Origin of the sequence: Christiangramia sp. 3-2217-3z (genome assembly GCF_051195275.1) — a bacterium.
GTDB classification, from domain to species: Bacteria; Bacteroidota; Bacteroidia; order Flavobacteriales; family Flavobacteriaceae; genus Christiangramia; species Christiangramia marina.
In genome coordinates this window covers 27,325-42,525 of sequence record NZ_JBNJLI010000001.1, presented here as the reverse complement: position 1 = coordinate 42,525, position 15,201 = coordinate 27,325, and the positions used below count along the sequence as shown (strand labels likewise).

Annotated in this window: 14 protein-coding genes; 7 read left to right on the top strand and 7 right to left on the bottom strand. The window is 39.4% G+C overall.

Annotated elements, in window-relative coordinates; all coding sequences use genetic code 11:
* Positions 1-270, top strand: a complete 270-nt coding sequence (locus tag ACSHZO_RS00180; RefSeq protein ID WP_295178223.1) for a hypothetical protein — start codon at positions 1-3, stop codon at positions 268-270.
* On the opposite strand, the gene ACSHZO_RS00175 is transcribed toward ACSHZO_RS00180, so the two are convergent.
* Positions 236-1,075: a hypothetical protein gene (locus ACSHZO_RS00175; protein WP_298248007.1), complete on the bottom strand. Its 840-nt coding sequence runs from the start codon at positions 1,073-1,075 to the stop codon at positions 236-238. The two genes, ACSHZO_RS00180 and ACSHZO_RS00175, sit on opposite strands and share 35 nt — an antisense overlap.
* Positions 1,076-1,206: 131 nt before the next feature.
* Between ACSHZO_RS00175 and gcvP the strand changes: the two genes are divergently transcribed.
* The 4 genes from gcvP to ACSHZO_RS00155 all read left to right on the top strand — a co-directional run bounded on the left by gcvP (position 1,207) and on the right by ACSHZO_RS00155 (position 6,650).
* Positions 1,207-4,056, top strand: a complete 2,850-nt coding sequence (gcvP, locus tag ACSHZO_RS00170; protein ID WP_298248006.1) for an aminomethyl-transferring glycine dehydrogenase — start codon at positions 1,207-1,209, stop codon at positions 4,054-4,056.
* 129 nt (positions 4,057-4,185) lie between these two features.
* Positions 4,186-5,244, top strand: coding sequence for a 3-oxoacyl-ACP synthase III family protein (locus ACSHZO_RS00165; protein ID WP_298248005.1), 1,059 nt, complete (start codon positions 4,186-4,188; stop codon positions 5,242-5,244).
* A complete protein-coding gene (locus ACSHZO_RS00160) occupies positions 5,244-5,765 on the top strand; it encodes a methyltransferase domain-containing protein (RefSeq protein ID WP_298248004.1) in 522 nt (173 codons plus the stop codon). Before ACSHZO_RS00165 ends, ACSHZO_RS00160 begins: the two co-directional genes overlap by 1 nt.
* A 36-nt stretch (positions 5,766-5,801) precedes the next feature.
* Positions 5,802-6,650, top strand: a complete 849-nt coding sequence (locus tag ACSHZO_RS00155; RefSeq protein WP_298248003.1) for a glycosyltransferase — start codon at positions 5,802-5,804, stop codon at positions 6,648-6,650.
* A gap of 1 nt (position 6,651) precedes the next feature.
* Here the strand turns inward: ACSHZO_RS00155 and pafA are convergent, their stop codons facing one another.
* Positions 6,652-8,283, bottom strand: a complete 1,632-nt coding sequence (pafA, locus tag ACSHZO_RS00150; RefSeq protein ID WP_298248002.1) for an alkaline phosphatase PafA — start codon at positions 8,281-8,283, stop codon at positions 6,652-6,654.
* Positions 8,284-8,400: 117 nt separating this feature from the next.
* Between pafA and ACSHZO_RS00145 the strand changes: the two genes are divergently transcribed.
* Together ACSHZO_RS00145 and ACSHZO_RS00140 are read left to right on the top strand one after the other, a co-directional pair.
* Positions 8,401-9,138: an MlaE family ABC transporter permease gene (locus ACSHZO_RS00145; protein WP_295178207.1), complete on the top strand. Its 738-nt coding sequence runs from the start codon at positions 8,401-8,403 to the stop codon at positions 9,136-9,138.
* Between the two features lie 3 nt (positions 9,139-9,141).
* Positions 9,142-9,906, top strand: a complete 765-nt coding sequence (locus ACSHZO_RS00140; protein WP_298248001.1) for an ABC transporter ATP-binding protein — start codon at positions 9,142-9,144, stop codon at positions 9,904-9,906.
* 472 nt (positions 9,907-10,378) lie between these two features.
* Here the strand turns inward: ACSHZO_RS00140 and ACSHZO_RS00135 are convergent, their stop codons facing one another.
* Genes ACSHZO_RS00135 through ACSHZO_RS00115 form a run of 5 tightly spaced genes read right to left on the bottom strand, consistent with a single transcriptional unit; the run spans position 10,379 to position 15,152 of the window.
* Complete coding sequence (locus ACSHZO_RS00135; RefSeq protein WP_298248000.1) at positions 10,379-11,812, bottom strand: DUF389 domain-containing protein; 1,434 nt, start codon at positions 11,810-11,812, stop codon at positions 10,379-10,381.
* A 1-nt stretch (position 11,813) separates the two neighbouring features.
* The gene (locus ACSHZO_RS00130) at positions 11,814-12,905 is read right to left on the bottom strand and encodes a mannose-1-phosphate guanylyltransferase (protein WP_298247999.1); all 1,092 of its coding nucleotides are present in this window, start codon (positions 12,903-12,905) and stop codon (positions 11,814-11,816) included.
* Between the two features lie 2 nt (positions 12,906-12,907).
* Positions 12,908-13,507, bottom strand: coding sequence for a SprT-like domain-containing protein (locus ACSHZO_RS00125; protein ID WP_295178199.1), 600 nt, complete (start codon positions 13,505-13,507; stop codon positions 12,908-12,910).
* A 3-nt stretch (positions 13,508-13,510) separates the two neighbouring features.
* On the bottom strand, positions 13,511-14,194 hold the full coding sequence (locus tag ACSHZO_RS00120; RefSeq protein WP_298247998.1) for an SDR family NAD(P)-dependent oxidoreductase: 684 nt from the start codon (positions 14,192-14,194) through the stop codon (positions 13,511-13,513).
* The gene (locus tag ACSHZO_RS00115; RefSeq protein WP_298247997.1) at positions 14,187-15,152 is read right to left on the bottom strand and encodes a M28 family metallopeptidase; all 966 of its coding nucleotides are present in this window, start codon (positions 15,150-15,152) and stop codon (positions 14,187-14,189) included. Before ACSHZO_RS00115 ends, ACSHZO_RS00120 begins: the two co-directional genes overlap by 8 nt.
* Positions 15,153-15,201: the final 49 nt, after the last annotated feature.

Sequence of the window (15,201 nt, the reverse complement as noted above, 5' to 3'; positions counted from 1 at the left end):
ATGAGTGAAAAAAGTAAATCTCTTTTTGTTGACTGTTCTGAAGCAGCTACCTGTTGCACGAAAGCACAGTACGATGAAGCAGGTTTTTTTGAAAAGATCAAGTTAACGATCCATCTTGCCTTCTGCAGAACATGCCGCACATTTTCCAGTAGAAATTCCAAACTCACCCATAAGCTGAAAGAAGCAAATCTAGAATGCTGTTCCGAAGAAAAAAAGAAAGAATGGCGTGAAAATATTAGTAAACTACAATCGGAAGAACATACTTCATAAATAATACAATACCCAGGTATATTATGGGAATCGACTCCACCACGAAAGAAGCATAATATTTAGCCTGCCGCTCTCTGCTCCTAAGCAGAAATACTCCAAGAATTACACAAACCAGAAATAAACTTAGAAAGCTATAACTGCGAAATTGCTGCTGAAATATTTCAATAAGACATATCAGTATCAATAAAATAACCCCAAAGATCCTTGTTTTCCTAATTCCAATTCTTTGCGGAATCGTTTCAAGAGAATGAGAATCATAAATTAGATCCCTTATTTCAAAGGGTAACGTAAGCACAACCACCATACAAAACCGCTGGAATAAATCTATAAGAGTTGATTGATTAAGCAGTTGCTGAGCATTGATCACGGGCAGTAAAAGAGTAGTTCCCGCCCATACCATTGCAATGACAAATATTTTAATCCCGGCTAGACTTCTCAAATTCCTGCTGTTTCCAAAAACCGGTAATGCATACAAAAGTGTTAGTAAGCCTAGGATACCTGTTGCTAGCAGGACATTTACTGACAGTTGAATAGCAAAATAGATCAATGCCAGAAAACTTATAAAAGAAAATATTTGAATGATTCGCAGGTTTCCGGCAAGACTGGAATGATGCAGTTTCGCAATGCCAGCGTATTTGACAAAATTATATCCAGTGATCGTCGAGAAAAAAATAAAAGCCAGTAGACCTAGGCTTATTTGGAAGTTATTTTCGACTATACTTATCACCGCGAAGCATACCACCGCAACAGCAACGTGAATACTACTATTTATATATAATTCAAAAGCCTGCCGAAGGTACCTCATCTTACGAAATTACATATTCTTTACTAGTTTTTGATCAGTCAAAAATCTTAACAACTGTATACCTCTAAACCACTTTAAATTAGCACGGAATTATGTACTTTTGCGCCACAAAAACACAACTTAATTTATTGATGAGAACAGATTCTTTCGCATTACGCCATATTGGTCCCAAAGCTGAAAATCTTCAGGAAATGCTGGACACGATTGGCGTTGATTCTATAGAGCAACTTATATACGAAACAATTCCTGATGATATCAGGCTGGAAAACCCACTTAATTTGCCAAAAGCAATGAGTGAGAACCAGTATGCAGAACATATCAAGAAGCTTTCAGAAAAGAATAAATTATATAAAACCTACATTGGTTTAGGATACCATCAAAGCATCCTGCCAGCGGTAATCCAGAGAAATATTCTGGAGAACCCGGGTTGGTACACTGCTTATACTCCTTACCAGGCAGAAATCGCTCAGGGTAGATTAGAAGCCCTTCTGAATTTCCAGACCATGGTAAGCGATCTTACCGGTATGGAGCTAACAAATGCATCTTTATTAGATGAATCTACTGCTGCAGCTGAAGCCATGGCACTCTTATTCTCTGTTCGCGAAAGAGATCAGAAAAAAGCAAACGTCAATAAATTTTTCGTTTCTCAGCAAACATTACCGCAGACCATTTCTCTAATGGAAACGCGTGCTAACTTCCTTGGGATCGATATGGTTGTTGGAGATCATGAAGAATTTGACTTTTCTGAAGAATACTTTGGAGCACTTGTGCAGTATCCTGGCAAATTCGGTCAGATCTTCGATTATAAAAAATTTGTCGAGAATTGTAAAGCAGCTAATATCAAAACTGCATTCGCGGCAGATATACTTAGTCTGGTAATGCTTCAGGCTCCGGGAGAACTTGGAGTAGACGTGGTTGTTGGAACTACGCAGCGTTTTGGAATTCCGTTAGGATATGGAGGACCTCATGCAGCATTTTTTGCAACCAGAGAGGATTTTAAAAGAAACCTTCCAGGACGTATTATTGGTCTTACGAAGGATGTTGACGGGAATAATGCCCTTAGAATGGCGCTGCAAACCCGTGAACAACATATAAAAAGAGATAAAGCAACTTCCAATATTTGTACTGCACAGGTTCTTCTTGCAGTGATGGCAGGAATGTATGCGGTATATCACGGTCCACGCGGACTGGAGTACATCGCAGGTATTGTGCATGCAACGGCAGTTAGCCTGGAGGATAGTTTGAAGAAACTTGGTTTCGAACAGCAGAATTCAGCATATTTTGATACGCTACATGTAAAGGTTGACGCTAAATCTTTGAAAACTATTGCTGAAAAGCAAGAGATAAACTTTTTCTATCCCGATTCTGAAAGTGCCTGTATTTCGATCAATGAGACCACTACTACAGACGATCTGAACGCGATCATTTCAGTTTTTGCTGAATTAAAAGATAAAGAGGCTACTGAAGTATCTGAATTATCTTCAGAAATTAGAATGCCGGAATCACTTCGACGTACCACTGAATTTTTAACTCATGAAGTATTCAATTTGTATCATTCAGAAACTGAATTGATGCGTTATATCAAAAAACTGGAGCGCAAAGATCTTTCATTGAACCACTCGATGATAAGTCTTGGATCCTGCACCATGAAATTGAATGCCGCTTCAGAAATGTTACCTTTAAGTAATCCACAATGGGGGAACTTGCACCCATTTGTTCCTGTAGACCAGGCTCAGGGTTATCAAACCATATTAAAAGAACTGGAAGACCAGTTAACTGAAATTACAGGATTTTCAGCAACCTCATTACAACCAAATTCCGGTGCTCAGGGCGAGTATGCTGGTTTAATGGTTATACGTGCGTACCACGAATCGAATGGAGACAGTCATAGAAATATTTGCCTGATCCCATCGTCTGCTCACGGTACAAATCCTGCTTCAGCAGTAATGGCCGGTATGAAAGTGATTGTCACCAAGGCCACTGAAAATGGAAATATAGACGTTGATGATCTACGCGAAAAAGCATTAAAACACAAGGACAATCTTGCTGCACTAATGGTTACCTATCCTTCTACACACGGGGTATTTGAATCTGCTATTCGTGAAGTAACCAATATCATTCATGAAAATGGCGGTCAGGTTTATATGGACGGCGCTAACATGAACGCCCAAGTTGGACTTACCAATCCAGGTAAAATTGGTGCTGATGTTTGCCACCTGAACCTGCACAAAACTTTTGCCATTCCTCACGGAGGTGGTGGACCTGGAGTTGGTCCAATATGTGTAGCTGAGCAGTTGAAACCTTTCCTTCCTGGAAACCCGGTGATTAAAACCGGCGGAGATCAGGCGATTGGTGCAATTTCTTCAGCACCATGGGGTTCTGCTCTCGTTTGCCTTATTTCTTACGGATACATCAAAATGCTTGGTACTGGAGGCCTTCAAAAGGCAACAGAATATGCAATTTTGAATGCTAATTACATAAAGGAACGTTTAAACGGACATTATAAAACCCTTTATTCTGGAGAAAGAGGACGTGCTGCACATGAGATGATCGTAGATTGCAGACCTTTCAAAGAAAAAGGGATTGAAGTGACAGATATCGCCAAACGTTTGATCGATTATGGGTTTCATGCTCCAACAGTATCATTCCCGGTAGCTGGAACTGTAATGATCGAACCAACCGAAAGTGAATCAAAACCTGAACTGGACAGATTCTGTGATGCGCTAATTTCAATTCGAAAAGAAATTGACGAAGCATCGGTAGATGAACCTAATAACGTTTTGAAAAATGCTCCGCATACCATACATATGCTTACCGCTAACGAATGGAATTTACCGTATACTCGTGAGAAAGCAGCATATCCACTAAGCCATTTACATGAAAATAAGTTCTGGCCAAGTGTACGACGTGTGGATGAAGCTTATGGAGACAGGAACCTTATGTGTACCTGCCCTCCTACTGAAGAATATGCCGAAGTATAAGCTAGATAGCACTTTAGAAATAAAAACCTGTCAACTGGCAGGTTTTTTTTCGACCAAAAAGTATTAAATTTTAAATGTAGCTTAAGGCTATTTAATTAAATTGTGAAATATTTATAATCTCAGAGTCAGATGAATTTTAAAATTACCGGTACTGGAAGTTACATACCCAATGTTGTCACAAGAAATGCTGACTTTGAGCAACATGAGTTCTTTAACCTCGACGGGAGTTCTTTTCCTCAGGACAATCCTACTACGATTCGCAAGTTCAAAGCTATTACTGGCATTGAAGAACGCAGGTATATTGAACCTGAAATGAATACTTCAGACATTGCAACTCTGGCTAGCAAAAAAGCTATAGAAGATGCTGGAATAGATCCTGAAACTCTTGATTATATAATAGTTGCTCATAATTATGGTGACGTTAAATCTAATACTGTTCAAAGCGACACCGTACCAAGTTTAGCTACCCGGGTAAAAGCAAAATTGAAGATCAGCAATCCTAAATGTGTAGGATACGACATCCTCTTTGGCTGTCCTGGCTGGATCGAAGGGATGGTGCAGGCAAATGCATTTATTAAGGCTGGAATTGCGAAACGCTGTCTGGTAATTGGTGCTGAAGCTTTATCCAGGGTTGTAGATAGTCACGATAGAGATAGCATGATCTTTTCTGATGGTGCCGGAGCAGCAATTTTAGAAGCTTCAGAAGAAACTGGAGGTATTCTTTCTCACGAGTCGGCAACATTCTCATTGCAGGAATCTGAATATATTTACTTCGGAAAATCCAATAATAGCAAATCTTCCGAAGATATTCGTTTTATAAAAATGAATGGTCGCAAGATCTATGAATTTGCTCTGGTGAACGTGCCAAAAGCGATGAAAACCTGTCTGGAGAATAGCGGGAAATCAATTGGAGATCTTAAAACTGTATTTATCCACCAGGCGAATGAGAAGATGGATGAAGCTATCATCAACAGGTTCTACAAATTGCATAACATGCAAGCACCTGAACATGTGATGCCTATGACCATCCACGAACTGGGAAATAGCAGTGTAGCCACCGTTCCAACGCTTCTGGACCTTGTACGCAAAGGTAAAATTGACCATCAAAAACTTGAGAAAGGTGACGTCGTAATGTTTGCCAGCGTTGGTGCAGGAATGAACATTAATGCGATCACTTACGAGGTATAATGTACGAACAAAGTTTCCCTGAAGAACGCTTTCAGAAGACACTGGAATTTTTAGAAAATCATATTTCCAGAGAGGAACGAATTCTGGATCTGGGAGTTCCCAATCCGTTTTCAAAAATTATGGAAAAGGAGGGTTTTCAGGTAACTAATACCAGTGGGGAAGATCTGGACGATCACTTTGAGGCGGTCCAAACAAATTCTTATGATTGCGTTACAGCGTTCGAAATCTTCGAACATCTACTCGCTCCATATAATATTCTGAAAGAGATCAAAGCTTCAAAACTTGTAGCAAGCGTTCCCTTAAAACTATGGTTTGCTCCCGCCTATCGTAGCAAAATAGATCCCTGGGACCGGCATTATCATGAGTTTGAAAAATGGCAGTTTGACTGGTTGCTGGAAAAATCTGGCTGGCAGATAAAAGATAGTATTCAATGGGCACATCCAGTAAATAAAATTGGCTTACGCCCTATTCTTCGGAAGTTTACTCCAAGGTACTACGCGGTCTATGCTGAAAGGATCTAATACTCTATCTTAGCTGCTTACTGAAATTCCCATTTCGTGAGAATCTATATTATCATCCCCGCACATAATGAAGCCAATATCATTGGCAGGACTCTGGAGTCCCTTGCTAATCAAACGCTGAAACCTGCGAAAATCGTGGTGGTGGATGATAATTCTACAGATGCAACTTCAGAAATTGTAGAGGGTTTTGCTGAAAAATATGACTTCATAGATCTCATTCAGAATAAATCTTCTGCAGAACATGCTCCAGGAAGCAAGGTGATCAATGCTTTCTATCAGGGCTACTATCAGCTTGACGATGATTTCGATATCATTTGCAAATTTGACGCTGACCTTATTTTTCCTGAAAATTATCTGCAAAGGATCGTTGAGATATTTGAGTCGCAACCTGGTGTTGGAATGGCTGGAGGCTTTTGCAGTGTCCAGAGGAAGGACAAATGGATTCCCGAAAATCTTACAGGCAAAGATCATATTCGTGGCGCATTAAAAGCTTACAGCAAACATTGTTTTATACAAATAGGGGAACTTAAACCTGCTATGGGCTGGGATACCGCAGATGAACTTCTGGCTAGATTCCACGGATGGAAAGTTGTGACTGATGAAAATCTTCTGGTCAAACATCTTCGTCCTACCGGGATGAATTATTTTGAACATTCTGGTCGTAAGCAAGGAGAGGCATTCTACAGACTTCGATATGGAGTTGCTTTAAGCATGATCGCTTCAGCTAAACTTGCTGCTCTAAAGATGAATCCCTTCGCTTTTTTACATTATCTATCTGGTTTTTTTAATGCCAGAAAGAAAAAACGACCTTTTCTCGTTTCCGAAGAAGAAGGCCGTTTTATAAGAAATTTGCGTTGGGACGCTATTAAAAATAAGTTTCTTTAATTTACCTGTCCAGTACTTCTTTTAAAGGTTTCCCGGTACTAGCATTTGGAAAAGCAATTCCCAGCATCGCTGAAATAGTGGGTGCAATATCTCTAATGTACGTTTTCTCGTAAGTTTCACCTTTCTTAATTCCTTTTCCGTAGAAAAGAAGAGGCGCATGTGTATCGTAAGCGAAACCACTTCCATGAGTCGTCCCTTTATCAGGGTATACAATATAACCAGGATCTATCACAAATACCAGGTCTCCACTACGTTTCTGATTATATCCATTCTGAATAAGTTCTCCTATCTGGTTTGAAAACGCACCGATCTGAAGTTCATTCCTCGTGAATACTCTTGATATTTTCTCCTGTTTCAATAAAAAATGAGACATCTTTGAAGTCACTTCTTCCAAACTAAGATCTTCAGCTAACAATTCATCGTAATTCAGGAAGATCTGGCTGTTGCTTATATTTTTTATAAGACTATCATTTTTGAATGTTTCAGAAGAAAATTTATTCAGTTTTTCCTTCATGGTTAATTCTTCATAATAACCAGCAGGTACTTTTTTAGACTTTAAGTAAGCAGGCACATCTACTCCACCGTGATCTGCAGTCAGGAAAACCACATACTCGCCAGCACCAAACTCAGCATCCAGATATTGTAGAACATCGGCAATATTTTGGTCCAATCTCATGTAGGTATCCTGAATTTCCTTACTGTTCACTCCAAAGTTATGACCTACATAATCGGTACTGGAAAAACTAAGGGTAAGCACATCTGTAACATTATCCTTTCCAAGGTCTTCACCCTTGATCGCAGCTCTAGCAAATTCTGCAGTAAGATCATTTCCGAAAGGCGTAGCTTTTATAAGATCATATTCACCATTTTCTTTAGCCAGTGCTTTCAAGTCGTAAGGGAAATCTGCAGTTTCTTTTCCGTCGAAACCAAACTCAAATTCATTACGATCCACACCACTTTGCTGATACGTCATAATATCCTTCAACGGCGCCCACTCCTTTAAATAAGATTTGGCTATACCCGATTCGTTAAAATCCTGTACCCATTGAGGTAATTGCTCCATATAGTAAGAACTTGTGATCCATTTCGCTTCGTCCTTACCATGAAACCAGTAAGCAGCATTAGCTGCGTGACCAGCTGGGAGTATTGCTCCGCGATCCTTTAAGGCTACCCCTATGGTTTTACCCTTTCCCTGAGTTTGCAGCCTGTTCTCATCACCAAAAGTGGTAGATTTCATGCGATGAGGCGACATTTTTCCAGCACGGTCTGTAGTTCCTACAGGATTCACATTATCATCACCGGCACAATAGACAAAGGAATCCTCGAACTTGTCATACCAGTTATTTCCTATGATACCGTGATTTGCTGGAGTTGTCCCGGTGAATACTGAAGCATGCCCGGGGCCGGTATAGGTAGGAACATAATTAAAATGATGATTTTTAAAGTTATAGCCATTATTGACCATTCTCCTAAATCCATTTTCTCCAAATTGATCCCAGAATCGGGTTAGGTAATCATAACGCATCTGGTCTACAACAATACCAACTACCAGCTTTGGTTTTTCTTTTGTGATCTGAGAGCTAACTGGTTTAAAACTTATTAGCATCAGTAGTATGATCAAGCTTCGTTTCATTCTGTAAAAAATTAGTTTGAATTCCCAAAATTACTAAACTTGAAACGCTAAAGTTTAATTAAGCGTTAAATACTTTAGAACGAAATTTTAGTATTTTAGCTGGAGAAAATTGAATTGATGACGTACCTGTACTCCATTGGGGAATACTTTATAATGCTTAAGGGAGTTTTTGGCAGAATGACCAAAGGCTCGGTTCTAAGAAATCTAATATTTAAGGAGATCAATGAGCTTATTATGGGCTCTATGGGAATTGTATCATTCCTGTCTTTCTTCATAGGTGCGGTTGTCGCGATCCAAACAGCTTTGAACCTCAACAATCCGTTAATTCCAAAATCACTGGTTGCTTTCGCAGCAAGACAGTCGATCATTCTGGAATTTGCTCCCACATTTATCTCCATTATCATGGCGGGTAAGGTTGGATCTTTTATCACTTCCAGTATTGGTTCCATGAGGGTTACGGAGCAGATCGATGCTCTTGAGGTTATGGGTATTAATTCCAAGAACTACCTTATTTTCCCTAAGATCATGGCGATGCTTACGTATCCATTCGTGATCGCCATATCTATGTTCCTGGGAATTGCGGGGGCTTATACAGCTGCAGTTTTTGGTGGTTTTGTGACTAGCGATCAATTTCTTACTGGGTTGCAGGATGATTTCATTGGCTTTCACCTTGTTTACGCTTTTATTAAAACAATATTATTTGCCTTTATTCTCGCTACGGTCCCATCTTATCACGGATATTTTATGAAAGGTGGAGCCCTCGAAGTTGGAGAAGCTTCTACCACCTCATTCGTATGGACAAGTGTGGTCTTGATCATTACCAACTACGTTATAACACAACTTTTATTAAGCTAGCATATGATACAGGTAAAGAATTTACATAAAGGTTTTAACGGTCAGGAAGTACTAAAAGGTATCGACTATCAATTTGAGCGCGGTAAAACAAATCTTATCATCGGGCAATCTGGATCTGGGAAAAGTGTTTTTCTGAAGTGTATGCTTGGATTGTTTAAACCAGATCAGGGTGCGATAGAATATGACGGGAAACCCTACTCCAACTTTTCAGATGAAGAGCAGAGGGAATTAAGAACCGAAATTGGAATGCTGTTTCAGGGTGGAGCGCTTTTCGATTCCATGACCGTTGAAGAGAATGTGATGTTCCCATTGCGAATGTTCACTAATCAGAAGAGAGGTGAAATGCGTGATCGCGTACACGAAGTATTGAAAAGAGTTAATCTCGAAGGAAACGACACTAAAATGCCTTCTGAAATTAGTGGAGGGATGCAGAAAAGGGTAGCGATTGCCAGAGCGATTGTAAATAAACCTAAATATCTTTTCTGCGATGAACCAAACTCGGGTCTGGATCCACAGACAGCCACCATCATTGATAACCTTATACAACAGCTGACTCATGAAAATGAAATTACTACTGTTGTAATTACGCACGATATGAATTCTGTATTAGAGATTGGAGAAAGAATCGCGTTTTTAAAAGACGGACTATTGGCCTGGAAAGGTACTAAAGAAGACATCTTCCATACTCAGGATAGAACTGTAACAGATTTCGTTTACTCTTCCAATCTATTCAAAAAAGTTCGAGAAGCTCAGCTGAAGGGGCATTAGAAATATAAAGTTTTTTGGTTAGTCGTAGGACTTGCAGCAGTAGTTTTCTGTTATCGCAAGTTGTGCGATTTTGGCAACTGAATTTTCGGATCAATATTTTCTTTGTCTAACAAAAACAATTTTTCCGCTTTATACCCAGTAAAAGATTGACAGTTGTTCTAAACAGAGCTAGTTTGATTCTACCGGTAAAAATTCTTGTTCAAGAACTTTTTCAAAAATCAACCATCATTATCTCATTCAAGTTCTATCCAATTACCAATTAGATCTTTAAGATTATTCCATTTCTTTCGCGGTATTTATTCAGCTAAATTTTATATTAGTTTCACATGAAAACTTATCCCAATCAAAATCAGTAGTAAAATCTGTCCTATTCTCCCAATTTTCTGAATTGTTTACAACTTCTTATAGTCGTATAAGTCTAAATTTTGAACTTTCACTCAGTACAGATATTTAAGTGCTCATAAACTCTTGACTAACGAACATTCTTGATCGCTACTGTATCCAGCTTTAATCTCATCTTCATCCACTGACCAAATTTATCTTGCTGAACTTTTAACTTGTCACCGCGTAAATCTCTATCCCAGGTTACAGTAAAGGTTGGGATAGTATCAGTCTTCTGGAAATTTGTGGTCATAAGATTAGAGTAGCCTATTTCTTCAATGTCTTCATAATTGATCTTGGCTTCCTTACTCAATTCAGTAAAACTGAATTTTTCTCCGCGATATTTAGACAACTCTTTTTCGAGAAGCTCAATTCTTTTATCCTTGTTAGCCATCACTTCCTGATTCTTAACATAAAGATCTTCAAGAATACCGCTTCTCAACTGACTCGACAGCATATCCATATCCTGTGATTGATCTGCTCCCTGGTGGACTATCAGTTCAGCATCTGCCAGTGCTTCAATCTCTTTCATCTGGCTCTTCCAGGTTTCGATCGTGGCATTCGGAACAGGGTTCCCAATAAAATAGATATCAACTTCCTTATCCTTAAAATCACTGGTATTTTTGATGATTTCAGCTCCGTTATATCTTAGGTTATTTGTGATGAACTCTTCTGCCTTACTATGATAAACCTGCTCTCTTAAAAGCTTAACAAATAAAACAACACTCGGGATCATTACGATAATGGCTATAGTAGATGCAATCTGCGCGATTCTCTTCCTTCGCTTGCTATTGGCATAACGTACTAATGGAAAACCAAGTAATTTGGCAACCACAAATGTAGATAGCGCTATAAATACGGCATTAATTGAAAATAAATATAATGCTCCAAGAGCATATTCCCATTTAGCATTGGCTATACCATATCCCACCGTACATAATGGAGGCATCAAAGCTGTTGCAATCGCAACTCCAAGTATCACACTGGCAATGGTTCCTCTTTTCGTCTTCGCCACTATTAACGCTAAACCACCAAAAATCGCTACCAGCACATCCAGTATGGTTGGATATGTTCTGGCTACAAGCTCCGGTGTTTCGTTCTTAACGGGTGAGATAAAGAAGTAAACAGTGGCAGTTAAAACACTAAGCCCAACCATTATTCCCAGGTTGACAAATGAACGTCTGAGTGTATCCACATCGTTTATAGCTACCGCCATTCCAATTCCTACAATAGGACCCATTAATGGAGAGATAAGCATGGCACCGATAACTACAGCAGTGCTACTTACGTTTAGACCAATAGACGCTACGAAAATGGAGAAAATAAGGATCCAGGCGTTATGTCCTTTAAAGGATATATCCTTCTGCACAGCCTCTACCGTAGATTCCCTATCGGTATCCGGACGTATATCCAGCAATCGGCTCAGGAAATTTCTTGCCTGGCTGCTTATTTGCTTCGCATCCTTACTAAGGTTTTCTGAAACCTTCTCTTTCGGCTCTTCCTTAAGAGCTTGTTTTTCTTCCATCTTAACCTAATTCTACACCAAATTTGTCCATCACCGTTTTACGCCATTCTTTAATCCCCTGTTCGTTGGATTTGGGAACGATCATAAGCACGTCCTTATCTTCTACGATTATATAGTCATCAAGTCCCTGAATCACTACCAATTTATTCCCAGAGGTAGAGATGATGTTGTTACTTGCATCCTTTGAAAGCACTCGGGCCTTCATTAAGGTATTCCCGTCTTCATCTGCTGGAAGCTCAGACTGAACAGATGACCAGGTTCCCAGGTCATTCCAGTCAAAACTGGCAGGGATCATATATACTTTATCCGACTTTTCCATGATACCGTAATCAATAGAAATATTAGCTGCCAGATGATAGTTCTCCTTTATAAATTTTTTTTCTTCCGTAGTATTCAAGAGTTTTTCGGCCTTCGCGAACAGGTCATACATTTCACGCAAATGAGTCTTGAAATTTGCAATGATCGTCTCCGCCCGCCAGATAAAAATACCCGCGTTCCAGGCATAATTCCCTGCATCCAGAAATTCCTGAGCTTTCTTCTCGCCAGGCTTTTCAGTAAATTTAATTACTGGTTTAACCTCAGCAGCTTCATTTTTATCATACTCTATATAGCCATAACCAGTATTGGGGCTATTAGGCTCAATCCCGAGAGTGATAAGCTTATCATTATTTTCAACCTCTAAAAAGGCCTTTTCCAAAGCTGTAATGAAATCCTCCTCTTCCTTAATCCAATGGTCACTTGGAGCAACCACAATACTGGCATCTGGATTTTTATCGTAGATCTTCATGGACCCCAGTAAAATGCTGGGTGCAGTATTTCTCATAGCCGGTTCTCCAACAATTTGATCATCGTGGATCGAACTAATCTGTTCCTTAATCACATCTACATAATCTTCATTCGTAAGCACGTAGATGTTTTCCTGGGGAATTAATCTCGACAGTCTTTTAAAAGTGGTTTGAAATAGAGTTTCACCAACAGCAAGTATGTCCAGAAATTGCTTGGGAGAAGATTTCTTGCTGGCAGGCCAGAACCTGGAACCGACTCCACCGGCCATAAGGATAGCATAATAATTGTCTTTCTTGGTTCCAGTCATATTTAAACTTTTAGCAGTTCTACTTCAGCATTAGGCTGAAATAAATATATACGTCCGGTATCAATTTCCAGACATTCAAATCTTTTTACTTTTCTAGGCCCTTTCTTGAAGGTTTTACCATTATGAATTCTGAAAATGCTACCAGAAGGGATCTCAAAAACATAGTTCTTATCATTTTCGGCATCATAGCTTTTCAATGCTACTGAAAGATGTGCATCTGTATCACTTGAAGCTTTAGGGTTTCTGAAGTGATTTGCTATCACTGGCAATAAAGAACCTGGAAAAACCTCGGGCCTGATGAAAGGTAACATTAAACTTCTAAAACAATGTTTCCATTCCTGGCCATGTGGTTTGATACTTCTTCCATATTTTTCGAAAGCTACCAGATGTGCGATCTCGTGTACTGTGGTAATTAGAAATCTATATTTATTCAAATTAGAATTGATGGTAATTTGCTGAGACCCATCTGGCATTCTCCGGTAATCTCCATGCCTGGTCACTCTTTCGTTTACAATCTTCAAATGAACCGAATGCAACCTGATCATTTCAGAAATAGGTTCCACAGCAGTAGCCGGAAGATATTTTGAAAGAATTTCTCTCATAAATTATGGAGTACTATTAGAAACCTGCATGATCTTCCCATTGTAGAACTGCTGACCGTTCTGACTAAAATCGGCTATATAACTCGCCATTTTTTCCGCAGAAATCGGTGCCTCGTAACCAGGAAAAGCTTCTTCAAGCATCTCAGTTTGAACAGCACCCAAGGCAAGAACATTGAAGGCTGGACCATTCTCTTTGTATTCTTCAGCAAGTAGCTCAGTAAGTGTAATAAGCGCTCCCTTACTTGAACTATAAGCAGCAAGTCCCGGAAACTTCATACTTCCCTGTATTCCACCCATACTACTAACATTAACAACATGTCCTCCCGTGTTCATAAATGGTAAAAACTGGCGGGTAAGCTCAGCGACTCCTATCACATTCACTTTATATACTTCTGAAAAATCCTCCATGGTAGACTCAGCAAAAGGTTTATTTAAAAGTGTTCCTGCATTATTTATTAGAATATCAACTTTAGAGTCCCATCTATCTGCGATCCATTTACCAACACTTTCAATCTCAGAAACACTGGTAATATCGAATGCGAGCGCATTCACTTGGTCAAGGCTTAGTTTTTTGACTGGTTCATTATCTCTGGAAAGTGCCAGTACTTCGTGACCCTGTTCTGCAAAGATCTTCACCATTTCAAATCCAATTCCACGACTGGTTCCGGTAATCACAATTTTACTCATCACCCGTCATTTTAATTTCTTTCTCTTCAGAATTTGCCATTTTGGTAAGTCCTGGGATCAATGCACTAATAAGCTCAGACATGAATTCCGGATCAAGTTTTTCAGCTTCATCATCTACGTGATGGTAGTAATTATAATTTGAAAAATCGAAAGTAGAAACAGTTTGTGACGGCACACCAAAGGTTTCATAGAATGGGTAGTTGTCGCTTCGTTTGAATAAGCTCATTTGCTGCGCTTGTGGCAAAAATCCAAGCACCTTCTCACCTTTAGAATATTCATTGAATTTTTCAGCTAGGTTAGATTTTTCAAATCCGGTGAGATACGCCTTGTAATCTTTGGCTTTCATGGGAACTCCAATCATTTCAATATTGAACATGACATACAGATCAAGCTCTTCAGATTTTAGTTTATTGGCAAGATGTTTTGAGCCTACCAACCCCATCTCTTCCGCAGAAAATAAAGTAAACAGGATGCTTCTCTTATTATTTTTCAGCTTAGCGAACTCTTTTGCCAGCGCGAGGACTGCAACGGTACCCGCAGCATTATCATTAGCACCATTAGCTATAGCATCGCCATCCACCGGTTTTCCTTCACCAATATGGTCGTAATGAGCTCCTATCACGATAAACTCATTTTTGAGCTTTTCGTCACTTCCCTCAAGGTAACCTACAATATTAAATCCATCGATATTTTTAACCTGAAAGCTATCCCGGTAAGTTTCAAAATAAGGTTTGATTCCGGCGCTTTTAAATTCTTTTTCTATAAAGCTGGCGGCCTCTTCAATTCCGGCTGTACCGGTCTTTCTGCCCAATAGATCATCTGAACTTAAGTATTCCAGATGCTCTGCAACCTCTTTACTGTCTATAACATTCTCAGTAGTTTGCGCATTACAGGATAATAATCCTGCAACTACCATTGTCAAACCAGCTATTTTACCTTTATATGTAGTGTTTCTCATAAAGCTAAAGATAAAAAAATCCCGCAATTATGCGGGATTCAAATATAGT